Source organism: Inquilinus sp. CA228 (genome assembly GCF_052078665.1).
Lineage (GTDB): Bacteria > Pseudomonadota > Alphaproteobacteria > DSM-16000 > Inquilinaceae > Inquilinus.
The window spans coordinates 70818-94285 of record NZ_JBQJIK010000006.1 but is presented as its reverse complement, the minus strand read 5'-3'; the positions used below and the strand labels follow the sequence as shown (position 1 = coordinate 94285).

General features: G+C 69.4%; 20 protein-coding genes. 5 read left to right on the top strand and 15 right to left on the bottom strand.

Features of this window, described 5'->3' with window-relative positions; all coding sequences use genetic code 11:
- Window positions 1-6 precede the first annotated feature (6 nt).
- The 5 genes from ACTOWL_RS04375 to hutI form a co-directional block, all read right to left on the bottom strand.
- Window positions 7-1527 (bottom strand): malonate--CoA ligase, encoded by a 1521-nt coding sequence (locus ACTOWL_RS04375; protein ID WP_441319970.1) that lies wholly within the window; start codon window positions 1525-1527, stop codon window positions 7-9.
- Between the two features lie 13 nt (window positions 1528-1540).
- Window positions 1541-2854, bottom strand: coding sequence for a malonyl-CoA decarboxylase domain-containing protein (locus ACTOWL_RS04370; protein ID WP_441319969.1), 1314 nt, complete (start codon window positions 2852-2854; stop codon window positions 1541-1543).
- 140 nt (window positions 2855-2994) lie between these two features.
- Entirely contained in the window at window positions 2995-5766 is a 2772-nt protein-coding gene (locus tag ACTOWL_RS04365) for an SLBB domain-containing protein (RefSeq protein WP_441319968.1), read from the bottom strand.
- A 124-nt stretch (window positions 5767-5890) separates the two neighbouring features.
- Window positions 5891-6403, bottom strand: coding sequence for a lytic transglycosylase domain-containing protein (locus ACTOWL_RS04360; protein ID WP_441319967.1), 513 nt, complete (start codon window positions 6401-6403; stop codon window positions 5891-5893).
- Between the two features lie 124 nt (window positions 6404-6527).
- A complete protein-coding gene (gene hutI, locus ACTOWL_RS04355; RefSeq protein ID WP_441319966.1) occupies window positions 6528-7739 on the bottom strand; it encodes an imidazolonepropionase in 1212 nt (403 codons plus the stop codon).
- 303 nt (window positions 7740-8042) lie between these two features.
- Between hutI and ACTOWL_RS04350 the strand changes: the two genes are divergently transcribed.
- Together ACTOWL_RS04350 and ACTOWL_RS04345 are read left to right on the top strand one after the other, a co-directional pair.
- Complete coding sequence (locus ACTOWL_RS04350; protein ID WP_441319965.1) at window positions 8043-9218, top strand: Fic family protein; 1176 nt, start codon at window positions 8043-8045, stop codon at window positions 9216-9218.
- Entirely contained in the window at window positions 9215-10591 is a 1377-nt protein-coding gene (locus ACTOWL_RS04345) for a formimidoylglutamate deiminase (protein WP_441319964.1), read from the top strand. Before ACTOWL_RS04350 ends, ACTOWL_RS04345 begins: the two co-directional genes overlap by 4 nt.
- A gap of 148 nt (window positions 10592-10739) precedes the next feature.
- Here the strand turns inward: ACTOWL_RS04345 and ACTOWL_RS04340 are convergent, their stop codons facing one another.
- Entirely contained in the window at window positions 10740-11579 is an 840-nt protein-coding gene (locus tag ACTOWL_RS04340; protein WP_441319963.1) for a LysM peptidoglycan-binding domain-containing protein, read from the bottom strand.
- Between ACTOWL_RS04340 and ACTOWL_RS04335 the strand changes: the two genes are divergently transcribed.
- From ACTOWL_RS04335 to ACTOWL_RS04325, 3 genes are all read left to right on the top strand, one after another.
- The gene (locus ACTOWL_RS04335) at window positions 11554-11868 is read left to right on the top strand and encodes a hypothetical protein (RefSeq protein WP_441319962.1); all 315 of its coding nucleotides are present in this window, start codon (window positions 11554-11556) and stop codon (window positions 11866-11868) included. The genes ACTOWL_RS04340 and ACTOWL_RS04335 overlap by 26 nt on opposite strands.
- Window positions 11869-12366: 498 nt before the next feature.
- Complete coding sequence (locus ACTOWL_RS04330) at window positions 12367-12951, top strand: TIGR00730 family Rossman fold protein (protein ID WP_441319961.1); 585 nt, start codon at window positions 12367-12369, stop codon at window positions 12949-12951.
- A 74-nt stretch (window positions 12952-13025) separates the two neighbouring features.
- Window positions 13026-14240: an NADP-dependent isocitrate dehydrogenase gene (locus tag ACTOWL_RS04325; protein ID WP_441319960.1), complete on the top strand. Its 1215-nt coding sequence runs from the start codon at window positions 13026-13028 to the stop codon at window positions 14238-14240.
- Between the two features lie 55 nt (window positions 14241-14295).
- On the opposite strand, the gene ACTOWL_RS04320 is transcribed toward ACTOWL_RS04325, so the two are convergent.
- From ACTOWL_RS04320 to ACTOWL_RS04280, 9 genes are all read right to left on the bottom strand, one after another.
- Window positions 14296-14826 (bottom strand): hypothetical protein, encoded by a 531-nt coding sequence (locus ACTOWL_RS04320; protein WP_441319959.1) that lies wholly within the window; start codon window positions 14824-14826, stop codon window positions 14296-14298.
- A gap of 55 nt (window positions 14827-14881) precedes the next feature.
- Window positions 14882-15418: a hypothetical protein gene (locus tag ACTOWL_RS04315; protein WP_441319958.1), complete on the bottom strand. Its 537-nt coding sequence runs from the start codon at window positions 15416-15418 to the stop codon at window positions 14882-14884.
- Window positions 15419-15488: 70 nt separating this feature from the next.
- Window positions 15489-16019 carry a hypothetical protein gene (locus ACTOWL_RS04310; protein ID WP_441319957.1) on the bottom strand — a complete coding sequence of 177 codons (531 nt, stop codon included), beginning with the start codon at window positions 16017-16019 and terminating at the stop codon, window positions 15489-15491.
- 78 nt (window positions 16020-16097) lie between these two features.
- The gene (locus ACTOWL_RS04305) at window positions 16098-16559 is read right to left on the bottom strand and encodes a GcrA family cell cycle regulator (RefSeq protein WP_441319956.1); all 462 of its coding nucleotides are present in this window, start codon (window positions 16557-16559) and stop codon (window positions 16098-16100) included.
- 112 nt (window positions 16560-16671) lie between these two features.
- On the bottom strand, window positions 16672-19323 hold the full coding sequence (gene alaS / locus ACTOWL_RS04300; protein ID WP_441319955.1) for an alanine--tRNA ligase: 2652 nt from the start codon (window positions 19321-19323) through the stop codon (window positions 16672-16674).
- A 385-nt stretch (window positions 19324-19708) separates the two neighbouring features.
- Window positions 19709-20563 carry a hypothetical protein gene (locus ACTOWL_RS04295; protein ID WP_441319954.1) on the bottom strand — a complete coding sequence of 285 codons (855 nt, stop codon included), beginning with the start codon at window positions 20561-20563 and terminating at the stop codon, window positions 19709-19711.
- 197 nt (window positions 20564-20760) lie between these two features.
- A complete protein-coding gene (locus tag ACTOWL_RS04290; protein WP_441319953.1) occupies window positions 20761-21168 on the bottom strand; it encodes a cupin domain-containing protein in 408 nt (135 codons plus the stop codon).
- Window positions 21169-21317: 149 nt separating this feature from the next.
- Window positions 21318-21764, bottom strand: coding sequence for a hypothetical protein (locus ACTOWL_RS04285; protein WP_441319952.1), 447 nt, complete (start codon window positions 21762-21764; stop codon window positions 21318-21320).
- Window positions 21764-23425, bottom strand: coding sequence for an NAD+ synthase (locus tag ACTOWL_RS04280; RefSeq protein WP_441319951.1), 1662 nt, complete (start codon window positions 23423-23425; stop codon window positions 21764-21766). The genes ACTOWL_RS04285 and ACTOWL_RS04280 overlap by 1 nt, the downstream gene beginning before the upstream one ends.
- Window positions 23426-23468: the final 43 nt, after the last annotated feature.

The window sequence follows — 23468 nt, the reverse complement described above, 5'->3', positions numbered from 1 at the left end:
TGAAGGCTAAGCTGGCGCGAAGGTCGCCTTGTACTGCTCGCGCAGGGCCGCCTTCTGCACTTTGCCCATGGCGTTGCGCGGGATCTCCGCCACCACGAACACCGCCTTGGGCTGCTTGAACCGGGCCAGGTGGTCCTGCAGCGCCGCCTGGACCGCGGCGGGATCGAGCGGCGCCGCGCCCGCCCGCATCTTCACCACCGCCGCCACCGCCTCGCCGAAATCCGGGTGCGGCAGGCCGATCACCGCCGCTTCCTCGACACCCGGGATGGCGTCGATCAGGCTCTCGACCTCCTTCGGATAGACGTTGAAGCCGCCGGAGATGATCAGGTCCTTGGCCCGGCCGACGATCGAGACGTAGCCGCGGTCGTCCACCACCCCGACATCGCCGGTGATGAAGAAGCCGTCGGCCCGGAACTCGGCCGCGGTCTTCTCCGGCATCCGCCAATAGCCCTTGAACACATTCGGGCCCTTGACCTCGATCACCCCGATCTCGCCCCGCGGCAGCGGCTTGGCGTCCTCGCCCACCACCCGCAGCGCCACGCCGGGCAGCGGCAGGCCGACCGTCCCCGCCCGCCGCTCGCCGTCGAGCGGGTTCGAGGTGTTCATGTTGGTCTCGGTCATGCCGTAGCGCTCGAGGATGGTGTGGCCGGTGCGGTCCCGGAACTGCTCGAAGGTGTCGGTCAGCAGCGGCGCCGAGCCGGAGATGAACAGCCGCATGTGAGCGCACGCCTCGGCCGTGAGGCCGGCCTGTTCCAGCAATCGGGTGTAGAAGGTCGGCACCCCCATCATCACGCTGGCCTTGGGCAGCAGGCGCAGCACCTCGGCGCCGTCGAATTTGGGCAGGAACAACATGGTCGCGCCGGCCAGCAGGGCGCAGTTGGTGGCGACGAACAGGCCGTGGGTGTGGAAGATCGGCAAAGCGTGCAGCAGCACGTCGTCCGGCCGGAAACCCCAAGTGTCGTGCAGGGTCAGGGCGTTGGACAGCAGGTTGTCGTGGCTGAGCATCGCCCCCTTGGAGCGGCCGGTGGTGCCGGAGGTGTAGAGGATCGCGGCCAGGTCGTCCGGCCCGCGCGGCAGCGTCTCGAAGCTGTCCGCCTCTCCCGCCGCGGCCTCGGCCAGGGTCCCCTCCCCGGCCGGTCCCAGCGTCAGCACCGCCTTGGCGCCGGCGGGCCGGGCCACCGCCTCGATCTCGCCCAGCCGCGCCGGCTGGCACACCGCCAGCGCCGGCTCGGCGTCGCCGGCGAAATAGGCGACCTCGCCCTTGGTGTAGGCGGTGTTGAGCGGCAGGTAGACCGCCCCGGCGCGCAGGCAGCCGAGATACAGCGCCACCACCTCCGGCGACTTGTCGACCTGCACCATGACCCGGTCGCCCGGCGCCACGCCCAGCCGCCGCAGCAGGTTGGCATGGCGGGCGCTGGCCGCCTCCAGCCCGGCATAGGAGATGCGGCGCCCATCGGCGAGTTCGAGCGCCGGCTTGGTCCGGTCGGCGGGGAAACGGGCGGACAGGGCGTCGCAGAGATTGGTCATTCGGCTCGGCGGATCAGAGATAGGGCTTCAGCTGGCGCGCCACCGCGCGGCTCGTCGCCACCTTGCCGGCATTGACGAAGGCCTCGTGGTTCCGCTCCAGCTCGGCCGGATCATAGAGGTAATTGACCAGAAGTCCCCAGCCCTGCTCCAGCCCCTTCGGCGCGGTGTCGCCGGCCCAGTTCAGCCGCTCCAGCCGGGCGCCGTTGCCGAGGTGGAAGCGCGCCACCGGATCGATCGGCCGCCCGTTCGGCCGCAGCTCGGCGGCGAGGTAGCGGGCGCAGAGGCCGGTCAGCGCCGGCTTCAAGGCCTTGTCCGCGCCGACCGCATCGATCCCGCCCGCCGCCAGCGCCGACAGCAGATCCCGGGCCGCCGCCTGGATCGCCGGGAACTGATGCTCCGGCGCTGTGGTCTCCAGCCAGCGCCGGAAGCCCGGGATCGGCGACAGGGTCGAGAAGGTCGCAAGTTTGGGCAGCGTCTGCTGCAGGTCGGCCACCACCTGCTTCAGCAGGAAGCTGCCGAAGGAGATGCCGCGCAGCCCCTTCAGCGTGTTGGTGATCGAATAGAAGATCGCGGTGTCGGCCGCCGCCGGGTCACCGACCGGCGCCTCGGGGTCGAGCAGCGGCGCGATCTCGCCCGACAGGCCGCGCACCAGCGCCACCTGGACGAAGATCACCGGCTCGTTCGGCAGCGCCGGGTGGAAGAAGGCATAGCAGCGGCGGTCCTCGGCCAGGCGCCGGCGCAGGAACTCCCAGCCCGGGATGGCGTGCACCGCCTCGTACTGGATCAGCTTCTCCAGGATGATCGCCGGCGTCTCCCAGGTGATCCGGCGCAGCTCCAGGAAGCCGCCGGAGAACCAGTCAGTCAGCACATGCTTCAGGTCGGCATCCACGATCCGCAGCTCCGGCTTCTCGTCGGCGAGGTCGAGCGCGTCGGCGCGCAGCCCGATCACGAATTCGGTGCCCTCGGGCAGCATGTTGATGCGGCGCAGCAGCTCCCGCCGCGGCGGCTCGGCCGCCTCGGCCAGGGCCAGCGCGCCGGCCGCGCTGGGCTCGGCGACGAAGGCCCGGGCGGCGGCGGCGACCACCGCGTGGTCGGGCCCGAACTCGCGCGCCAGCAGGGTGAAGAACGCCTCGCGCCCGGCCGCGTCCAGGCCGCGATAGAGGGCCACCAGCTCGCGCGCCAGGGCGATGCCGGAGGCTTCTCCTCGCTCGGACAACAGCGCGTGGCAGATGCCGCCGAGATCCTGGGGCAAGGGCCGGCCGCGGCCGAAGGCAAAGAGCTCGAGGCCGCGATCGGCGATCGAGTTGATGAGGTCGGCGATCTGCATGAGCCCGTTCCGTTGCCACCAGACCCGGTCAGGGTAGCGCGTCCCGTCCCCGGGGCAATCTCGCCCGGCGCATGCCGGCAATCCCGCAAACGACAAGGGCGGCGCCGATGGCGCCGCCCTCATCGCCGAGCAGGTCGGCATCAGTTCCGGTTGATCACCACCAGCGAAGCGGCGGAGATGGCCAGGCTCTGCACGATCGAGCCGACATCCCGCACCAGCCGGTACAGGTCGAACGGCGTCAGGTCGCGCGGCACGATGATGACCGATCCCGGCGGCACCCTGACCGAGCTGTAGCTCCAGGACGACAGGTCGAGCGGCTGCGCCTGGCCGTTCGGCATGACGACGAAGGCGCGGCCGGTATCCGCAGCCTTGGTCGTGCCGCCGGCGAATTCGACATAGTCGTCGGCGGTCAGCTTGCCGTCGTACTGGACCGTGCCCGGGTTGAGCACCTCGCCCGAGACGGTCACGAACAGCGGCCGTTTCGGCACGAACAGCTGGTCGCCCGTCTCCAGCGTGAAGTCGAATTCGGGCTTGGCCGCCAGCACCGTCGGATCGGCCTCGATCACCACCCGGCCGGCGGCCGGGATGCTCTTCAGCTCGGCGATCAAGCTCTGGATCGCCGGCAGGGCCGCAGCAGGGCTGCTGTTGTTGCTGTCGCCCTGGGCCTCCTGGATGAGCTGCGGCAACCCGGCCTGGATCTCGCGGGCGGTGCGCTCATAGCCCTGCTGCTGCTGCAGCCGCACGGCCTCGCGGGTGAACACCGCGCCATAGGTGAAGGCCTGGTTGGTGTAGCCGCCGGACCTCTGGATCAGCTGCAGCAGCGTCTCGCCGCGGCGGATCACGTAGCGGCCGGGATGGGTGAACTCGCCGGCCAGGGTAACCGCCCCGTCCTCGCGCAGCTGCGGGTTCTGCGGGATGCGGACGCTGTCGCCGGGGTTCAGCTTGATCGACGCGGTGGTGGCGCCGAGGCTCTGCACCGAGCGCCAGGAGCCGCTGAGACTGGACGGCGACAGGGTGGAGAAGTAGCCGACCTCGATGGCGCGGCGGTCGGCCTCGATCGTGGTGCCGCCGGCGATGTCGAGCACGGTGGCGAGCGTGGTGCCCGGAATGATCGGGTAGCTGCCCGGCACCCGCACCTGGCCCTCGAGCGCGACGACATGCTCGATCACGAAGGGCAGCAGGTCCGGATAGTCGTCGAAGATCTGCGGGCAGGCGCGGTTGACCTGCAGGGAGCCGGCCGCTTCGGTGTTCTGGAAGGTCTGCCGCGCGTTGCGGAAACGGCCGGTCGAATCGTTGCGCACCGCCTCCGCCAGCGACCGCAAGCCGAGGCAGCTGCCGCTGACCGCGACCGCCGCGGGCAGGCCGGAGGTCAGCGTCTGGTTCTGGGCCTGGACGTTCTGGGACGCGTCCGACGCCGCCGAGCGGGCCTGGCCCGGCTGGCGTCCGGCCAGCATCATCTGGACGTCGTCCCCGCCGAGATAGCGGATGTCCTCGCGCGACAGCACGATCAGCCTGTCGCGGTCGCGCAGGCGGATGTTGCCCCCGCCCCGCAACGCCACCCCCAGATTGACCGGCACGAATTTGCGGATCCGCGTGTTCGGATCGGTGGTCTGGATCACGCCGAAGGGCAGATAGGCGTCATCCGCCAGGATCGGCGGATCGGCCAGCAGGGAGCGGAGCGTCGGCGCGCTGCTCAACGGCCGGACGCCGGCGACGGTGACGTTGCCGGTGATCGAGACGCTGCCGACGCGCAGATCCTGCGACAAGGTGATCTGGATGATGTCGCCGGTCTGCACCGGCACCGCCGTCTGGCCCGAAAGGTTCTGGACCTGGTCCTGGCCGTTGCGGTCGAGCCGCAACAGGTTGAACCGGTTGCCGGAGGGGCGGATCGGCCCGCCGGCATAGTCCAGCATCTCGGCGACGCTGAGCGGGCCGGCGGCGTCGGGCGGCATCTCGAAGATGCCCGGCCGGACCACGTCGCCGCCGACACCGACGGTGCGACCGATCGTCGGCACCGAGATCCGGTCGCCGTCCTGCAGCAGGAGGTCGGCCTCGTTGCTGTAGCCCATCAGGAAGCCGTAGAGGTCGATGACCTTGGTCTGGCCCTGCCGGATCAGCGCGACCGTGCGCAGCGAGCCGGTTTTCCGGATGCCGCCGCCGGCGGTCAGGGCGTCGACCAGGGTCGAGAAGCTGGTCAGGGTCTGGGTGCCGGGCTTGATCACCTCGCCGGTCAGGGTCACCGAGATCGCCCGCACATCGCCGAGCGACACATAGGCCTCGGTGCTGACGTAGTTCTCCCGGACCCGGGTCTCGATCTCGCGGCGCAGGTCGCCGAAGGAGCGGCCGGCCGCCGGGACCGGCGGCAGGTCCTGCAGGATCAGCCGGCCCTCGCGGTCGACCGTCGCGCTGATGCCCTGGTTCACCTGGCCGCGCAGGGTGACCACGATCTGGTCGCCGATGCCGACGACGTAGTTCTCGCTGACGGCGCCGCTGACCACCTGGCTGGCGACGGCGCCGCCGCCGAAGACGTCATAGCCGAACTGGCTGATATCGCCGCTCAGCCGCCGCTGGTAGTCGGCCTCGATGCGCGAGACGGGCGCGGCGGAGACGGTCGATGACGGCAGGCCCGGCGACAGCACCGTCGGCTCGGTGACCTGGGCTGGGGTCGTCAACGGGACGCGCGGCCCGCTCGGGATCGTCACGCCGTCGGGCTGCTGCAGCTGCGACGGGCTGATGCCGAGCTGCTGCAGCTGGTCGACCAGCGCATTCATCTGGGCATGGCCGGCAACCGGGGTGAGGATCAGGACGCCGCAGGCCAGGAGGGCCGGTCCGATGCCGTAGCGAAGGGTCCATCGGAGTCGACGCGCCTCGCCCTCTCGGTCTCGGCGACGGTCACTGTGCACAGGCTTCATGGTCCCCCGCTTCTGACATCTTCTCAAATGGCCGATCGCAGCGCTGATCGAGCCAACGCCCCCAATGTTCCATCTTCTGAACGATCTGGGCGGCAAAGAAAACCCGAATCAATTCGTTGTCCCCTCAACCTGACACGCAGGCTTCAATCGGACCGCCCCCCTGGCCGCGGATTTTCTTCAGCCGTTCCAGCACCCGGCAGGCATAGGCGAACTGCCGATCCGGATCGCTCGAATGATAATGCGCGATCGCCTGCAGCCAATTGCCGTAACGGTTGAACAATCGCCGCAGGAAATACGCGCCGTAGATCACATTGTATTGCGGCTCGAAGATGAGAGTGTAGTCCGGCAGCGTCTGCTTGTGGTAACGGAGCGAGATCTGCATGCAGCCAACGTCGATATTGGGGCTTTCGCCGCCGCCGTTGTCCTCGATCGCCGCCTTCATGGCGGCCAGGCTGTTCGGGAACAGCGACGTGCCGCCGACATTCAAAGCCCAGGGATAAGGCTCGCCCTTGCCGCCCGATTCGGTCTGCGCGATCGCCAGCAGCATGCCGCGGGGAATGCCGAAGGCCCCCTCCATCGCCAGGATGTAGGGCGTGCAGCTGTCCTGCGCCCGCGCCGGTCCGGCCGCGGCGGCCAAGCCGAGCAGCAGCGTCGCGATCCCCGCGATCCGACCCAATCCCCTCACCAACGCAACCGGCTTCCCCCGCCAATCGATGCAATGCTTCTAGCACACCGCGCCGATTCGGCAGAATACCCGCGTATCAGACCGGCTTTCCGGCGCGAATCACGGCACGGCACGGGTTGTAGGCGATGCGGTAGGACAGCTCGGCCGGGTCGGCCACGTCCCAGAACACGAGGTCGGCCGCGAGCCCGGGGACCAGCCGGCCGCATTCCTCGGCCAGGCCCAGCGCCCGCGCGGCGTTGCGGGTGACGCCGGCCAGCGCCTCCTCCGGCGTCAGGCGGAACAGGGTGCAGCCCATGTTCAGCATCAGCAGCAGCGAGGTCGCCGGCGAGGTGCCGGGGTTGTTGTCGGTGGCCAGCGCCATCGGCACGCCGTGCCGCCGGAACGCCCCCACCGGCGGCAGCTGGGTTTCGCGCAGGAAATAGTAGGCGCCGGGCAGCAGCACCGCGACGGTGCCGGCCCGCCCCATCTCCTTCGCCCCCGACTCGCTGGTGTATTCGAGATGGTCGGCCGACAGCGCCCCGAACCGCGCCGCCAGCGCGGCGCCGTCCTGGTCGGACAGCTGGTCGGCATGCAGCTTGACCGGCAGGCCGCGATCCCGTGCCGCGCGGAACACGCGCTCGACCTGGGCCGGCGAGAAGGCGATCTTTTCACCGAAGGCGTCGACCGCGTCGGCGAGACCGTCCCGGGCGATCGCCGGCAGCATCTCCTCGACCACCCGGTCGAGATAGCGGTCGGGCTGGCCGCGATCCTCCGGCGGCACGGCATGGGCGCCGAGGAAGCTGCGCCGCACCCGCAGGCCGCTCTCCTGCCCCAGCCGGCCGGCGACGCGCAGCATCTTGGCCTCGGTCGCGAGGTCGAGGCCATAGCCGGACTTGATCTCGACGGTGGTGACACCCTCGGCCGCCAGCGCGTCGAGCCGCTTCCGGGCCGAGGCCAGCAGTTCATCCTCGCCGGCGGCGCGGGTGGCGGCGACGGTCGAGACGATGCCGCCGCCGGCGCGGGCGATCTCCTCATAGCTGGCGCCGTGCAGCCGCATCGCGAATTCGCGGGCGCGGTCGCCGCCATGGACGAGATGGGTGTGGCAGTCGATCAACCCGGGCGTGACCCAGGCGCCGGCCGCGTCCTCCACGATGGCGGCCAGACGATCGGGCGCGCCGGGCAGATCCGCCTGCCGCCCGACCCAGGCGATGCGGCCGCCCTCGGTCGCGATCGCGCCCTCGGGAATGGCGCCGTAGCCCTCGCCCTCCATGGTCGCCAGCCGCGCATTGATCCACAGCCGATCCCACATATCTCTTGCCTCTCCGGATCCGGACTTCAATCACATTGGACAGTCGTTAAACTTCAGCAATGCGTCGAGCAGGCATAGAGCTTTATGGATGTTTTATAATTTTAGTTTTGCTATAAAACATTCATCATGCGAGTCGCTCCACCGCCTTCTCCCGCCGAACTTTTCGATAGTTTGGCGAAAGAGTCATCGGATTTCCCATCCAATATCGGCATGGTATCGCCAGACGGCCACTACCTGTCATGGGATGAGGTTCGCTTCCGTACGCCACCCGACGGCCTATCCACCAATCAATGGTGGTTTGGAATGCGTTGGGCACGACAGAACGGCAGCACGTTGCTACCCTTTCTCGACAAGGCCGGCGAAGCCTTCTCATTCTGCGAACCGCCGATCCTCAGATCCGTGCTGCACTGGATCGATACTCAAGCCGGCGGGCAGATTCTTACAGAGACGCCCGCGGCCACTGGCGCACAACGCGACCGGTATATTATGACCTCCTTGATTGAGGAGGCATTCAGCAGTTCCGTCCTTGAGGGTGCGGCGACCACACGACAGGCCGCGAGAGAAATGATCAGGGACCAACGCGCCCCTCGCAGCAGCGGCGAGCTCATGGTCCTCAACAACTATCACGCGATGCAGTTCATTCGCGAACAAGCTGGCCAACCACTTACACCAGCGATCATTTTCGAGCTTCATCGCATAGTCACCGAAGGCACTCTGGACGACCCGGCGATGGCGGGCCGGTTAAGAAGAGGTAGTGATCGAGTCGTCGTTGAAGATCCGCGTGACGGCGAACTTCTTCACGTCCCGCCAGACGCCGGAACGCTTCCATCGCGGCTTGAGACCCTCTGTACCTTCGCCAACGATTTGAACCCGCCACCGGATCAGTTCCTTCATCCGGTCGTCCGCGCAATCGTCCTGCACTTCATGATCGGCTACGATCACCCTTTCGTGGACGGCAACGGCCGGACCGCGCGAGCGCTGTTCTACTGGTCGATGCTGCGGCAGAAATACTGGCTGATGGAGTTCATCTCGATCTCGGGCATCATTCGCCGCTCGCCGGTGCAATACGCCAAGGCCTATCTCAACAGCGAGCTGGACGAGAACGACCTGACCTATTTCCTGCTCAACCAGACCAAGGTGGTGCGGCTCGCCATGGAAGGGCTGCAGAACTATCTCGCCCGCAAGGCGCGGGAGATCGAACTGGTCGAGACCTGGCTCGACGGAACCGCCTATGAGGGCCGCTTCAACCACCGCCAGCTCGACATCCTCAAGACGGGCGCCCGCTCACCGGGGACTCAAATCACCGTCGACGGGCACAAGAACAAGCATCGCGTCAGCTATCACACGGCGCGTGCCGACTTGGAGGATCTGCTAGCGGCCGACCTGCTGCGCAAGCGCCAGGTCGGGCGCGGCAAGGCCTATGTCGCGCCGTCGGACCTGACCGAACGGCTGCAAGGACGGAAGAAGGGATCATCGTGACCACGCGCCATTTCGCCGAGACCGCCCTTCTGGCCGATGGCTGGGCCGACAGTGTCCTGATCGAGGTCGACACCCGCGGCAACATCCTCCATGCCGCGGCCGGGGCCGAGCGCGGTGGTGCGGAGCCGATCGCCGGCATCGTGCTGCCCGGCATGGCCAATCTGCACAGCCACGCCTTCCAGCGCGCCATGGCCGGGCTGGCCGAGACCACCGCGGGCCCGGGCGATGATTTCTGGAGCTGGCGCGAGCAGATGTACCGCTTCGTCCGCGTGCTTGACCCGGACCAGGTCGAGGCGATCGCGGCCCAGCTCTATGTCGAGATGCTGAAGGCCGGCTACACCTGCGTCGCCGAGTTCCACTACCTGCACCACCAGCCGGACGGTGCCCCCTATGCCGACCGGGCCGAGTTGTCGCGCCGGGTGATCGCGGCAGCCAAGGCGACCGGCCTCGGCATCGCCCATCTGCCGGTGCTGTACAACACCGGCGGCTTCGGCGGGCAGCAGGCGGGCGACGGGCAGCGCCGCTTCCTGAACGACGTCGACGGCATTCTCGACATCATCGGCCGGCTGCGGGCCGACCATGCCGGCGACCCGGATGTGCGCATCGGCGTCGCGCCGCACTCCCTGCGCGCGGTGCCGCCCGAGATGCTGGCGGCGACGGTCGAAGGGATGCAGGCAGCCGATCCGGCGGCGCCGATCCACATCCACATCGCCGAGCAGGTCAAGGAGGTCGAGCAGTGCCTGGCCTGGAGCGGCGCCCGGCCGGTCGAATGGCTGCTCGGCCACGCCCCGGTCGATAACCGCTGGTGCCTGATCCATGCCACCCATCTGATCGAGGCGGAGACCGCCGGCCTGGCGGCCAGCGGCGCGGTCGCCGGGCTGTGCCCGACCACCGAGGCCAATCTCGGCGACGGGCTGTTCCCCCTCGCCCGCTATCTCGCGGCCGGCGGCGCGCTCGGCATCGGCTCGGACAGCCATATCTCGGTCGGGGTGATCGAGGAGTTGCGCTGGCTGGAATACGGCCAGCGCCTGTCGCACCGGAAGCGCGGCGTCGCCGGCGGGCCGGGCCGGCCCTCGGTCGGCGCCACGCTGTTCCAGGCCGCGATCGACGGCGGCGCCCGCGCGGTCGGCCGCGCCACCGGCCGGATCGAGGCCGGCGCCCGGGCCGATCTGGTGGTGCTGGACCGCAACCATCCGGCGCTGATCGGCCGCAAGGGCGACACGTTGCTCGACAGCTTCGTCTTCGCCGGCAACGACTCCCCGATCCGCCACGTCATGGCCGGCGGCCGCTGGCGGGTGCGCGACGGCCGCCACGCCGACGAGGCCGCGGTGGCGACACGCTACCGGCAGGTGATGGCGGCGCTGCTGGCCTGACCGACAAAAGAAAAGGCCCCGGAAAACCAGGGCCTGTGAGGTGAACAGGGAGGCTGCTCGAGCGGGAGACGCTATCGAGCTGTCTTCACTGTAGCCCCGCCCCCATCCCCCTGCTGTGACGTACGTCACGCCGGGCGGATTTTCGTGGTCAGCCAGGACCGGCCGTCGCCGCGGCGGGCGGGACCGTGAAGATCTGCCCGGGATAGATCAGGTCGGGGTCGCGGATCTGCTGCTGGTTGGCCTGGTAGATCACGGTGTAGCGCGGCCCCTCGCCATAGAGCCGGCGGGCGATCCGCCACAGGCTGTTGCCGGGCTGGACCACGACCCGCCCCTCGGCCACCGCGACCTCCGCCGGCGCCGCCCGCTGGAACGGGGTCTCGGCCCGCGCCGTCACCTTGCCGGCGGCATCGAGCTGATCGGCCCGCAGCCGGTAGACGCCGGGCTCGATCACCCCCTCGGCCCGGATGCGGAACCGCCCGCCCGGATCGGCCCCGCCTTCGCCGATCGGCCGGTTGTCGAGATAGAGCCTGATCGTCGCGCCGGCCCGGCCCCGGCCGCTGACGAAGACGGTGCCGCCCTCGCCATAGTCGATGACGTTGATCGACAGCGATCCCCCGGTCCCGCCCGGTGCCGCCGGGGTCGGCCCGGATGAGGTCGCCGGCGGTGCCTGCAGCACGGTGGAGGCCCCCTGCTGCGGCGTCAGCAGCACCAGGGGGCTGCTGCCGCTGCCGGCCGCCGGCCGTCCGGCGATGTCGCGGCCGCGCTCCGGCACCACCACCGTGGCGACCTCGCCGGAGGCGGCGCTGCCGTCGGCCAGGCGCAGCGACAGCTGGTGGTCGCCGGCCGCGATCGGCGCGTCGGAGACGAAGATCCAGCCGCCGGAGCTGTCGGCCTGGACCGAACCGATCTGCCGGTCGCCGTCCATCAGCAGGATGCGGGCCCCGGCCGGTCCGCGCCCGGCGATGGTGACGCCGCCGTCCGAATTCACCCGGATCGCGTCGAAGCTCAGCGCGGCGGGGGTGGCCGGTCCCGCCGCTTGGGGAGTTGGCTGGGTCGGAGCCGGCGGCGGCTGGACCGATGCCTGCGGCTGGGCCGGAGCCGGCGGCGGCTGGACCGAGGTCTGTGGCTGGGCCGGAACCGGCGGCGGCTGGACCGGGGCCTGTGGCTGGGCCGGAACCGTCGGCGGCTGGACCGATGCCTGTGGCTGGGCCGGAGGCGGCGGCTGGTCCGATGCCTGCGGCTGGGCCGGCGCCTGTGGCGGCTGGTCCGAAGCCTGAGGCTGGGCGGGAGCCGGCGGCGGCTGGGCCGGTGCCAAAGCGATCGCGGACGGCGCACCGCCAATCTGGGGAGGCTCGTCGAACCCGCTCCCCAGGACCCGCGGCGACGGCGGCGCGACGGGGGCCGCAGGCGCCGCCACGGGCGCAGGGGCCGGCACCGCCGCCGGCTTCGGCACGGCGGCCGCGGGCGGAGGAGTGGCCGGAGCGGCGGCAGGGGCCGGCGCCACGCTCGGCGGCGTCGCATCCCGGCGGGGCTGCCCGGTGTATTCGACCACGGCGAGAATGGCCGCGAGCACAGCGACCGCGACGCCGCCGATCAGCAGGAGTTTCTTCAATGCAGGAACCGCCCCGATATAATTCGCGCCACGTTATCCGCGCAGTCATCGACTCGCAACAAACCGCTGCTCCGGCCGCATCGAAACTTGCCCCGGCGGCGATCCCTACCTAATGTCGCGCGCCGGCGCCGCCGGCCCCCGACCCGACCACATCCGTGCGATCATGGCCGAACTTCGTTCCCTCTGCGTCTATTGCGGCTCCGCCTCCCGGGTCGACGAGCGCTACAGATCCGCGGCCGCCACCCTCGGCGGCCTGATCGCCGCCCGCGGCCTGCAACTGGTCTATGGCGGCGGCCGGGTCGGGCTGATGGGCATCGTCGCCGACGCCGCGCTCGGCGCCGGCGCGCAGGTCGTCGGCATCATCCCGGAGCACATCCAGGCGCTGGAGGTCGAGCACACCGGCCTGACCGAGCTGCATGTCGTCGACAGCATGCACACCCGCAAGCGGATGATGTTCGACCGGTCCGACGCCTTCGTCGTGCTGCCCGGCGGCCTGGGCACGCTGGACGAGGCCTTCGAGATGCTGACCTGGCGGCAGCTCAAGCTGCACGAGAAGCCGGTCGTCTTCGTCGACATCGACGGCTATTGGCGCCCGTTCCTGCGCCTGGTCGACCACATGGTCGCCCAGGGCTTCTGCCGGCCGGAGAACCGCGACCTGTTCCAGGTGGTCGAGACGGTCGAGGAGGTGTTCGGCGCCATCGCCGTGCCGCACCCGATCGCCGCCCGCGCCAGCGACAAATCGGTGTAGCCCCGCGCCTTTCGCCCCCCGCGGCCGGGTGCTATAAGCCCGACCATTCCTGTCCGAAGCGGAAAGATCCCGACATGGCCAAGATCAAGGTCAAGACCCCGGTCGTCGAGCTCGACGGCGACGAGATGACGCGCATCATCTGGCAGTTCATCAAGGACAAGCTGATCCTGCCGTATCTCGACATCGATCTTCGCTACTACGACCTCGGGGTCGAGTATCGCGACCAGACCGACGACCAGGTGACGATCGACGCGGCCGAGGCGATCAAGAAGTACGGTGTCGGCGTGAAATGCGCCACCATCACCCCGGACGAGGCGCGGGTGAAGGAGTTCAACCTCAAGAAGATGTGGAAGTCGCCGAACGGGACGATCCGCAACATCGTCGGCGGCACCATCTTCCGCGAGCCGATCATCTGCCGCAACGTGCCGCGCCTGGTGCCCGGCTGGCGCAAGCCGATCATCGTCGGCCGCCACGCCTTCGGCGACCAGTACCGCGCCACCGACCTGAAGGTGCCGGGCCCCGGCACCCTGACCATGACCTTCACCCCGGCCGACGGCAGCCAGCCGACCGAGCTGGAGGTCTTCAAGTTCCCGGGCGCCGGCGTCGCGCTGAGCATGTACAACCTGGACGAGTCGATCCGCGGCTTCGCCCAGTCGTCGCTGAACTACGGCCTGCTGCGCCAGATGCCGGTGTACCTGTCGACCAAGAACACCATCCTCAAGGGCTATGACGGCCGCTTCAAGGACATCTTCGAGGAGGTCTACGAGGCCGAGTTCAAGGACCGCTTCCAGAAGGCCGGCCTGATCTATGAGCACCGGCTGATCGACGACATGGTCGCCTCGGCCATGAAGTGGGAGGGCGGCTTCGTCTGGGCCTGCAAGAACTACGACGGCGACGTGCAGTCGGACTCGGTGGCCCAGGGCTTCGGCTCGCTCGGCCTGATGACCTCGGTGCTGCTGACCCCCGACGGCAAGACGGTGGAGGCCGAGGCGGCGCACGGCACGGTGACCCGCCACTACCGCGAGCACCAGAAGGGCCGCGCCACCTCGACCAACCCGATCGCGTCGATCTTCGCCTGGACCCAGGGCCTGGCCTACCGCGCCCGGTTCGACGAGACGCCGGAGCTGCTGCGCTTCGCCGAGACGCTGGAGAAGGTCTGCGTCGAGACGGTCGAGGCCGGCCACATGACCAAGGACCTGGCCATCCTGATCGGGCCGGACCAGCCCTGGATGACCACCGAGCAGTTCCTGGACAAGCTGGACCAGAACCTGCAGGCCTCGATGGCCTGACGCCCCGGGCCCAGCCAGAGCGACGAGAGGCCGGCTCGCGCCGGCCTTTCTGCGTTCAGGGGCCGATCACGTTGTCGATCGACAGCCCCTGCAGCACCGCCATCAGCGGCGCCTCGCCGGAGGCCGCGCAGACCACGCCCTGGATCAGGTGGCTGCGGCGCTGCAGGTCGAAGACGCCGCAGCGCTCGCCGGCCCCGGTCAGGCTGATCATCCGGTACCGCACGCGATACCCGTTCAGGCTCGTCTGGTCGCCGCGCAGCACGGTGAACCCGCTCGCCTTGAACACGCGCTGAGCCATCTCGGAGAGGCTGGGCAGGCGGTCGGTGTCGCGCCAGGTATAGCCCCCGGGCAGCCGCGACCAGTCGACATAGGCGAGCAGCTCCCGGGTCGAGAAGGTCGCCGTATCCACCCGGACGATTCCGCCTCCGTCGGCCGCCTGCTCCTCGATGTGCTTCGTGTTCTCGGCGGCAACGCCGGCCAACGGCCCCGAGACGAAGCCGATCGGCGACTCCTCGGCCCGGGCGGGCCCGGACGCCGCCACGAGAACGAGCAGCCACGCCGCACACCGCATCACTCGATTGAACATGCTCCCCCTCCGCATGATCGGGCGACTCCGCCCGCTGTCGTCTTGAACCGGTCGCTCAGGGCCCGATCACGCCGTCGATCGAGATGCCCGCCATGACGTCCCGGACCGTGAAGGCGCGGGCGGCCGGGGCGCAGGCGAAGCCCTGGATCAGATGGGTCAGGCGCGTCAGCGCGAAGACGCCGCAGCGGCGGTCGATGCCGATCAGGCTGATCTTGCGGTATTGGGCGAGATAGCCGTTCACCGTGGTCCGATCGCTCTCCAGGATGGTGAAGCCGGTGGCCTCGAAGTTCTCCTTCACGTCGTCCGACAGCTTCGCGACCATGTTGTCGTCCTGCCAGCGGTAGTGGCCGCCCAGGCGCGACCAGTTGACCCAGGCCAGCATCGGGCCGGATTTGAACACAGCCGAGTCGGTCTTCACCGCGCCGAAGGCCGAATGCGCCAGCGACTGTTCCTTGTGCCTGATATTCTCCGCCACGGCCCCCTGCAGCGGCCCGGACACGAAGCTGATCGGAGACTCCTCGGCCAGAGCCGGCCACGAAAATACGGCCGCGGCGATCACGCCCGCGGCACACCGCATCGCTCGATTGAACATGCTCCCCCTCCACCCGTGATTGAACCGGTGCGGGCCGCCCGGGCCTGCGGCTCCGCCCGTCTGGCTCCTTTCAGGGCCCGATCACGCCGTCGACCGAGAGACCCCGGACGAGTGCCGAGACCGGCATCGGCTGGCCGTCCCACCGGCAGGCGACACCGACGATGTGGTCCTCGCCGCGCCGGAGCTTGAAGACGCCGCATCGCTGGGGCGTGCCGGTGAGGTCGAGGCTTTGGGCCTGACCGTCAAACCCCTTGATCGCGATCCGATCGTTGCCGGTGACCGCAATCCCCGTGGCCTTGAACCTGTTCTGGAGCTTGGCGGTCTGCTCGTTCAACGTGGCGTCCCACCAGCTGTAGTAGCCGTTCCACCGCCACCATCTGACCCGGGCGATCATGTCGCGGGCACGGAACACGACGGCTTCCGAGGCTTCAATTCCCTCCGTCGCGCGCTGGCTGTCTTCCTGGCGCTCGACCTCCTGGGCGGTCGCCCCGGCGAACGGTCCCGAGACAAAGGCTATCACCGACGGTTCCGCCTGCGCCGGCAAGCAAAACGCCGCCAGGATGAACAGCCCGGCGGCGCAGGATAAAATGCCTCGCGTCATAAACGACCCCCTCAAATCCGGGGGAGTATGGCCGAAAGTTCGGCCGATCCGCGAGGAAAATCGTCAGCTTTTTATCGATCACGCCCGCAGGATGGTGCGGTCATCGTCCCGCCGCTTGCCCGGCGGCTGGTAGGCGATCTGCGCATGCTCGGCGCAGTACGGCAGGTTGCCATGGGCCGCCTTGCCGCAGAAATGGAAGTCCTTGTCGCGCGGATCGCCGATCGGCCATTTGCACATCCGCTCGGTCAGGTTGAGGATGGTGGCGCCGCCCGATTTGCGCTCCGGCACCGGCTTGGCCGGCACCTTCTCCACCGCCGGCGGGGCCTCGGCGGCGACGGTGGTGGTGGCGACGCCCTCCTCCTCGTCCTCGCCGTCCTTGCGCTTGATCGGCGACGGCCGGCCGGACAGCTCCAGCCGATGCGCCTTGCCGATCACCGCGTTGCGAGAGACGCCCCCCAGGATCTCGGCGATCTCGCTGGCACTCTTCCCGTTTCCCCAGAGCTGGCGCAGCTGCGCCACCCTTTCTTCGGTCCAAGACATCCGCTTCTCCCAAGATCACGCGCACAAGATGCGCGTACCATATATTGCGGCCCCGTCCACGGACGCTACCACATCCGGGACAGCCGCGACAGATCCTTTCAAGCCCCTCCGGTCAGGCGGCGAGTGCCGCCTCGACCGCTGCCAGTGCCTGGTCGGCACGGGCCGCATCCGGCCCTCCCGCCTGCGCCATGTCCGGGCGACCCCCACCGCCCTTGCCGCCGGCCGCCTCGGCCGCGGCGCGCACCAGCGCCACGGCGTCGAACCGCCCGGTCAGATCCTCGGTCACGCCGATGCAGACCGACAGCTTGCCCTCGGCCCGGCCGACCAGCGCGACCACGCCGGAGCCGAGCTGCTGCTTCAGCGCGTCGGCCATCGGCTTCAGCTCGCGCGCCGGCAGGTCGTCGACGATCCGGCCGGTGAACTTGACCCCGCCGATGTCCTTGACCTCGGGCGCGGCCCCGCCGCTGCCCGCGGTCGCCAGCTTGCGCCGCAGGTCGGAGACCTCGCGCTCGAGCCGCCGCCGCTCCTCGACCAGGGCGGACAGGCGCGCCGGCAGCTCGTCCGGCGTCACCTTCAGCGCCGCGGCGGCATCGGCCAGCAGCGTGTCGCGGTGGGCGGCATAGGACACCGCGCCTTCGCCGGTCACCGCCTCGATCCGGCGGATGCCGGCGGCGACCGCCCCTTCCGAGACCAGCCTGAAGGCGCCGATGTCGCCGGTGCGGCCGACATGGGTGCCGCCGCACAGCTCCTGCGAATAGACCCTGTTGCCGTCCTGGCCCATGCCGACGACGCGCACCGTGTCGCCGTATTTCTCGCCGAACAGCGCCATGGCGCCGGCGGCGATCGCGTCCTCCGGCGTCATCAGACGGGTGGTGACCTCGGCGTTCTCGCGGATCCGGGCATTGACCTCGGCCTCGACCGCGGCGATGTCCTCGGGCGTCAGCGGCCGCGGCTGGCTGACGTCGAAGCGCAGCCGCTCCGGCGCCACCAGTGAGCCCTTCTGGGTGACATGCTCGCCCAGCCGGCGGCGCAGCGCCGCGTGCAGCAGATGGGTGGCCGAATGATTGGCCCGGATGGCGCCGCGGCGGCCATGGTCGACCTTGAGCTCGACCGCGTCGCCGAGCTTCAGCGTGCCGGCCTGGACCGTGCCGATATGGGCCCACAGCACGCCGGCCTGCTTCTGGGTGTCGCACACCGCCACGGTGACGCCGCCGGTGCCCCCGGCCAGCGTGACCGTGCCGGCGTCACCCATCTGGCCGCCGCTCTCGGCGTAGAACGGGGTCTGGTTGACCAGGACCACCACCTCGGCGCCCGGCCCGGCCTGGTCGACGATCTGGCCGTCAACGATCAAAGCGGTGACGACGCCCTCGGCCACCTCGGTGTCATAGCCAAGGAATTCAGTGGGTTCGAGCTTTTCCTTCAACTCGAACCACAAGGCGCCGGTGGCCGCCTCGCCGGAGCCGGCCCAGTTCTTCCGGGCCTCGGCGCGCTGCCGCCCCATTGCCGTGTCGAAGCCGGCGGTGTCGACCGTGCGGCCCTGGCCGCGCAGCACGTCCTGGGTCAGGTCGAGCGGGAAGCCGTAGGTGTCGTAAAGCTTGAACGCCACCTCGCCCGGCAGGGCCTGGCCGGAGCCGAGCCGGCCGGTCTCGTCCTCGAGCAGGCGCAGGCCGCGGTCGAGGGTCTGCTTGAAGCGGGATTCCTCCAGCTTCAGCGTCTCGGTGATCAGCGCCTCGGCCCGCACCAGCTCGGGATAGGCGGCGCCCATCTGGCGCACCAGCGCCGGCACCAGCCGGTACATCACCGGGTCGCGCGCGCCGATCAGATGGGCGTGGCGCATGGCCCGGCGCATGATCCGGCGCAGCACGTAGCCGCGACCTTCATTCGACGGCATGACGCCGTCGGCCATCAGGAACGACGTGGCGCGCAGATGGTCGGCGATGACCCGGTGGCTGACCTTGTGCGGGCCGTCGGGGTCGGTGTTGGTGGCATCGGCCGAGGCCTCGATCAGGGCCCGCATCAGGTCGATGTCGTAATTGTCGTGCTTGCCCTGCAGCACCGCGGCGACGCGCTCCAGCCCCATGCCGGTGTCGATCGACGGCCGCGGCAGGTCGACCCGCGTCTCCCTGGTGACCTGCTCGTACTGCATGAAGACGAGGTTCCAGATCTCGATGAACCTGTCGCCGTCCTCGTCCGGGCTTCCCGGCGGGCCGCCGGCGATGCCGGGGCCATGGTCGAAGAAGATCTCCGAGCACGGGCCGCACGGGCCGGTGTCGCCCATCGCCCAGAAATTGTCCGAGGTCGGGATCCGGATGATGCGGTCGTCCGGCAGCCCGGCGATCCGGCGCCACAGCCCGGCCGCCTCGTCATCGGTGTGGTACACCGTGACCAGCAGCTTGTCCTTGGGCAGGCCGTATTCCTTGGTGATCAGGGTCCAGGCCAGCTCGATCGCCCGGTCCTTGAAATAGTCGCCGAACGAGAAATTCCCCAACATCTCGAAGAAGGTGTGGTGCCGGGCGGTGTAGCCGACATTTTCGAGATCGTTGTGCTTGCCGCCGGCGCGGACGCATTTCTGCGAGGTGGTGGCGCGCTGGTAGGGCCGCGTCTCCATGCCGGTGAAGACGTTCTTGAACTGCACCATGCCGGCATTGGTGAACAGCAGCGTCGGGTCGTTCCGCGGCACCAGCGGGCTGGACGGCACCACCTCGTGGCCGTTCTCGCCGAAGAAGTCGAGGAAGGTCGAGCGGATGTCGTTGACGGTCTGCATCGCGGATGGTCGGCCTGGGCGTCTTTGGTGGTGCGACCCCGGAGAACCCGACGGCCGAGCCGACGCTTGTAGCGCGCCCGGGCGACCGCTGTCCAGGAAGGGACGCGGATGGGATGTTGCCGATGTCATGCCATCCGCCTGCGGCGCCACGGTGGCCGCGGCGGATTCCCTGGGCTGCGCCGGGGGCATCGGGCGGACGCATCATTTTCGGCACCGGGCCGCCCCCTCACCCTCCCGTCGCCAACGCGACGGGTCCCTCCCTCTCCCGAGGAGAGGGAAATGGAGCACGCCGGCCCTGCACCTCTCCCCAGGGGAGAGGTCGATATCGCGCAGCGATTTCGAGTGAGGGGGCGGTTCCGGCCTGTCCGGACCAACCCACAACCGGTCACCCGGTGTCGGGCTGCTTCGGCTCCCGGTAGGCGGCGTCGAAGTCGATGCCGAGCGAGGCGCAGAGGCGACGGGCGGCCCGCATCGGTGGCTCGGCGTCGATCAGTGCTTCGACGTCGGGCTCCTTGAGCCGGGCCTCCAGCGCGGCCCGGAGGGCGGCCTGGCCGACGACGATGCCGTCGAGCGTGTGCTGCATCAGCTCGTGCAGCCGGGCCCGGCGCCGCTCGCGGATCCCGGCCGGGGTGCCGGCCGGCGGCGGCGGATAGGCCAGGTCCGACCAGTCGGTGGCCCGGCGGTGCCATTGCTCGGACAGGCGAAGGCCGCAGGCCAGGCCGGCGATGACCGACCCGACCGGCCGGTCCTCGACCCGGTCCTCCTCGTCATCGTAGAGCTCGTCGAGCTGGTCACGCATCTCGGTGATGCGGAATTCGGCCTCCTCGAGATCCCCAGTCGGCCTGGCGGCATCCCAGATCAGGGCGAAGAGGGCCTCGGTGACATGGTCGCGCTGGCGGGCGCGGCGGGCCTTGCGGTCGGCCTTGTCGCGGGTGCACAGGCTGTCGGCCGTGCGGGCCCGCAGCGCCAGGGCGCGCTGCACCGTCTGGGCATGGCGGGCGAAGGCGAGGCCGTGGTCCACGGACGCCGGGGCATCGGCCCGGGGCGCTTCAGTGTCGGGCTGCTCGGCCTCGGGCCGTTCGGCCTCGGGCCGCTCGGCCTGGGCGATGGCCTTGGCGCCCGTCGCCTCGACCAGCCTCATGCCGATCTCGGCGATGCGCGTGAGCATGCCGATCTGCTGCAGCGCGAGGCTGCGGCATTGGGCCTGGACGTCGAGATCGGAGTCTGCACCTCTTTTCATGGAACCTATCATGAACGAGTCGCAAGCGGCCGCGCAATGAACATTGCGTGAACAACACATCCGGCCGATGCGAGCGGCGCGATTCCGGATCGCTGCGCCTCTGCGGGGCTCGCGATGACGGTTGGCGAGGCTGAGGGCGTTGAGCCGGCACGCGGCCCACGCCGTGGGCCGGGCGCTGCCGGCCCGCGGCGCCCGGGTCACTTGTGGACGGGGGAGGTCAGCACCGTCTCATTGGTGTCGACGACGAAGACGGCGAGCAGCTTGGCGGGCTCGGTCGTGCTGGCATTGGCGCTGACGGCGTGGCGGTCGCCCGGCATCTCGGAGAAGTTCTCCCCGGCCTTGTAGGTGACCACCGGCCCGTCATTGACCTGGCTGCGGATCGCCCCCTCCAGCACGGTGGCGTAGATGAAGGCGGAGCTGGGATGGGTGTGCGCCGGCGAGGAGCCGCCCGGCGCGTATTCCACCAGCACGCCGCGGAGGCTCTTGCCGGGGACGTTCGGCAGGGCGTGCTCGTAGACCAGGGTCACCTTGGCCGCGTTGTCATCGGCCGAGGCCGCGCCGGCGCAGAGGGTCGCGACGGCCAGGGCGGCGAAGAAGCGCTTCATGATCGTGCCTTTCGGATCGACAGCGCCGGCACCCGGCCCGGACGGCCGGATGGGCAGCGCCTCATCCCCAAGACGAGACGGCACGCGACGATGTGACGGGGAGCGGTGGTTTTTCGCAGCTGCCGGGAGTCAGCCGGCCGCCACGGCCATCAGTTGTTTGTCCCGACCTCGGCCCAGGGCGCGCCACTTTTTGCCGGCTTGCCGGGGACAAACGATACGCTGATCCGGCGCGCCCGAATGCTGCCCTCGACTCCGAGAACTCCGGCGCCGTCCCATCGGATCTCAAAGCAGTCTCTTCCTCTGAAGACCCCCAGTTCAGAAATGCATCCGATCTCATTGAATTCGCTAAGATTTATATCGGTCACACCTTCAAGCGCGAAGATCACGATGGCATGCCTATCGAGGATGAAATACCCCTTCTCATCCGTCCGATCGGTCATCCGCCACGTATGGATACGGATCTCGCCCGGCCCGTCACTGGCCAGCTTTACCGACAGCACGAAGCCATCGTGGAAATTCGGGACGAACCCGTACCATTCGATCAGCGCGGCGCCGCCGGGTATCTCGGGAAGCGCCGACGGTGCGTGGTCGGACATCAGATCAGGCTCAGCGTCGAGTTGGTGATCGGGTAGCGGCGGTCGCGGCCGAAGTTGCGGCGGGTCAGCTTCACCCCCGGCGGGGCCTGGCGGCGCTTGTATTCGGCGCGGTCGAGCAGCCGCCACACCCGCGCCACCGTGGCCCGGTCGTGGCCGCGGGCGACGATCTCGTCGACGCTCTTCTCCTCCTCCACCAGGCAGTTCAGGATGTCGTCCAGCGCGTCATAGGGCGGCAGGCTGTCCTGGTCGGTCTGGTTCGGCTTCAGCTCGGCCGTCGGCGCCTTGGTGATGATCCGCTCCGGGATCACCCGCCCGGCCGGGCCCAGGACGCCCTCCGGATGGACCTGGTTGCGCCAGCGCGACAGCTCGTAGACCGTGGTCTTGTAGACGTCCTTCAAGACCGAATAGCCGCCGCACATGTCGCCGTACAACGTGGCGTAACCCACGGACATCTCGGATTTGTTGCCGGTGGTCAGCACCATCTTGCCGAACTTGTTCGACAGCGCCATCAGGGTGACGCCGCGGGCGCGCGACTGGAGGTTCTCCTCGGTGATGTCGGGCGTCGTGCCCTCGAACAGCGGCGCCAGCATGGTGCCGAAGGCCTGCATCGCCGGCTCGATCGAGATACTGTCCAGCCGGGTGCCCAGCGCCTGGGCGCATTCCGCCGCATCCTCCAGGCTGTCGCGGCTGGTGTAGGGCGAGGGCAGCATGACGCAATGGACCCGGTCGGCGCCCAGCGCGTCGACTGCCACCGCGGCCGAGATCGCAGAGTCTATGCCGCCGGAAAGTCCAATCAGAACACCAGGAAATCGGTTCTTGTTCACGTAATCTCTGAGGCCGAGCACCATCGCGCCGTAGATCGCCTCGACGCCGTCCGGCGGGGCGATGCGCTCGCCCTCGACGCAGTCCCAGCCATCCTCGCCGCGGACCCATTCGGTGATCGCGACATGCTCGCGGAAGGAGGCCAGCTGGCGGCGCAGCGCCCCGTTCCGGCCGATGACGAAGGAGGCGCCGTCGAACACCAGCTCGTCCTGGCCGCCGACCTGGTTGAGATAGGCCAGGGCCAGGCCGCTCTCGGTCACCCGGTTGAGCACGATCTGCAGCCGCTGGTCGGCCTTGCCGGCCTCGTAGGGGCTGCCGTTCGGCACCAGCAGCAGCTCGGCCCCCGTCTCCTGCAGGCACTCGACCACGTCGGGGGTCCAGATGTCCTCGCAGACCGGCACGCCGAGGCGGACACCGCGGAACGGGATCGGCCCGGGCATCGGGCCGGGGGCGAAGACCCGCTTCTCGTCGAACACGCCGTAGTTGGGCAGATCGTGCTTGAACCGGGACGCCGCGACCTTGCCGCCATCCAGCAGCAGCACGGCGTTGTGGACGCGGCCGTCGTCGCCGCGCCAGGGCGTGCCGACCAGCAGCGCCGGGCCTTCCGCAGTTTCGGCCGCCAGCTCGCGCACCCCCTCCTCCACCGCGTCGAGGAAGAACGGCTTCAGCACCAGGTCCTCGGGCGGATAGCCGCTGACCGCCAGCTCGCTGGCCAGCATGAGATCGGCGCCGGCCTGCCGCGCCTCATCGCGGGCGCGGCGCAGCTTGTCGATGTTGCCGCGCACGTCGCCGAGCGTCGGGTTCAGTTGGGCGAGGGCGATGACGAGACGATCGGTCATGAAAAGATCCACGCGTGAGGTCGGACGCACCCTAGCAGCGCTT

What these genes read in the sequence shown, in the direction of transcription:
- ACTOWL_RS04375 (WP_441319970.1), bottom strand. Translation starts at nt 1,527, where the DNA reads ATGACCAATCTCTGCGACGCCCTGTCCGCCCGTTTCCCCGCCGACCGG.
- ACTOWL_RS04370 (WP_441319969.1), bottom strand. Translation starts at nt 2,854, where the DNA reads ATGCAGATCGCCGACCTCATCAACTCGATCGCCGATCGCGGCCTCGAG.
- ACTOWL_RS04365 (WP_441319968.1), bottom strand. Translation starts at nt 5,766, where the DNA reads ATGAAGCCTGTGCACAGTGACCGTCGCCGAGACCGAGAGGGCGAGGCG.
- hutI (WP_441319966.1), bottom strand. Translation starts at nt 7,739, where the DNA reads ATGTGGGATCGGCTGTGGATCAATGCGCGGCTGGCGACCATGGAGGGC.
- ACTOWL_RS04350 (WP_441319965.1), top strand. Translation starts at nt 8,043, where the DNA reads ATGCGTTGGGCACGACAGAACGGCAGCACGTTGCTACCCTTTCTCGAC.
- ACTOWL_RS04335 (WP_441319962.1), top strand. Translation starts at nt 11,554, where the DNA reads ATGGTGACGCCGCCGTCCGAATTCACCCGGATCGCGTCGAAGCTCAGC.
- ACTOWL_RS04330 (WP_441319961.1), top strand. Translation starts at nt 12,367, where the DNA reads ATGGCCGAACTTCGTTCCCTCTGCGTCTATTGCGGCTCCGCCTCCCGG.
- ACTOWL_RS04325 (WP_441319960.1), top strand. Translation starts at nt 13,026, where the DNA reads ATGGCCAAGATCAAGGTCAAGACCCCGGTCGTCGAGCTCGACGGCGAC.
- ACTOWL_RS04320 (WP_441319959.1), bottom strand. Translation starts at nt 14,826, where the DNA reads ATGTTCAATCGAGTGATGCGGTGTGCGGCGTGGCTGCTCGTTCTCGTG.
- ACTOWL_RS04315 (WP_441319958.1), bottom strand. Translation starts at nt 15,418, where the DNA reads ATGTTCAATCGAGCGATGCGGTGTGCCGCGGGCGTGATCGCCGCGGCC.
- ACTOWL_RS04310 (WP_441319957.1), bottom strand. Translation starts at nt 16,019, where the DNA reads ATGACGCGAGGCATTTTATCCTGCGCCGCCGGGCTGTTCATCCTGGCG.
- ACTOWL_RS04305 (WP_441319956.1), bottom strand. Translation starts at nt 16,559, where the DNA reads ATGTCTTGGACCGAAGAAAGGGTGGCGCAGCTGCGCCAGCTCTGGGGA.
- alaS (WP_441319955.1), bottom strand. Translation starts at nt 19,323, where the DNA reads ATGCAGACCGTCAACGACATCCGCTCGACCTTCCTCGACTTCTTCGGC.
- ACTOWL_RS04295 (WP_441319954.1), bottom strand. Translation starts at nt 20,563, where the DNA reads ATGAAAAGAGGTGCAGACTCCGATCTCGACGTCCAGGCCCAATGCCGC.
- ACTOWL_RS04290 (WP_441319953.1), bottom strand. Translation starts at nt 21,168, where the DNA reads ATGAAGCGCTTCTTCGCCGCCCTGGCCGTCGCGACCCTCTGCGCCGGC.
- ACTOWL_RS04285 (WP_441319952.1), bottom strand. Translation starts at nt 21,764, where the DNA reads ATGTCCGACCACGCACCGTCGGCGCTTCCCGAGATACCCGGCGGCGCC.
- ACTOWL_RS04280 (WP_441319951.1), bottom strand. Translation starts at nt 23,425, where the DNA reads ATGACCGATCGTCTCGTCATCGCCCTCGCCCAACTGAACCCGACGCTC.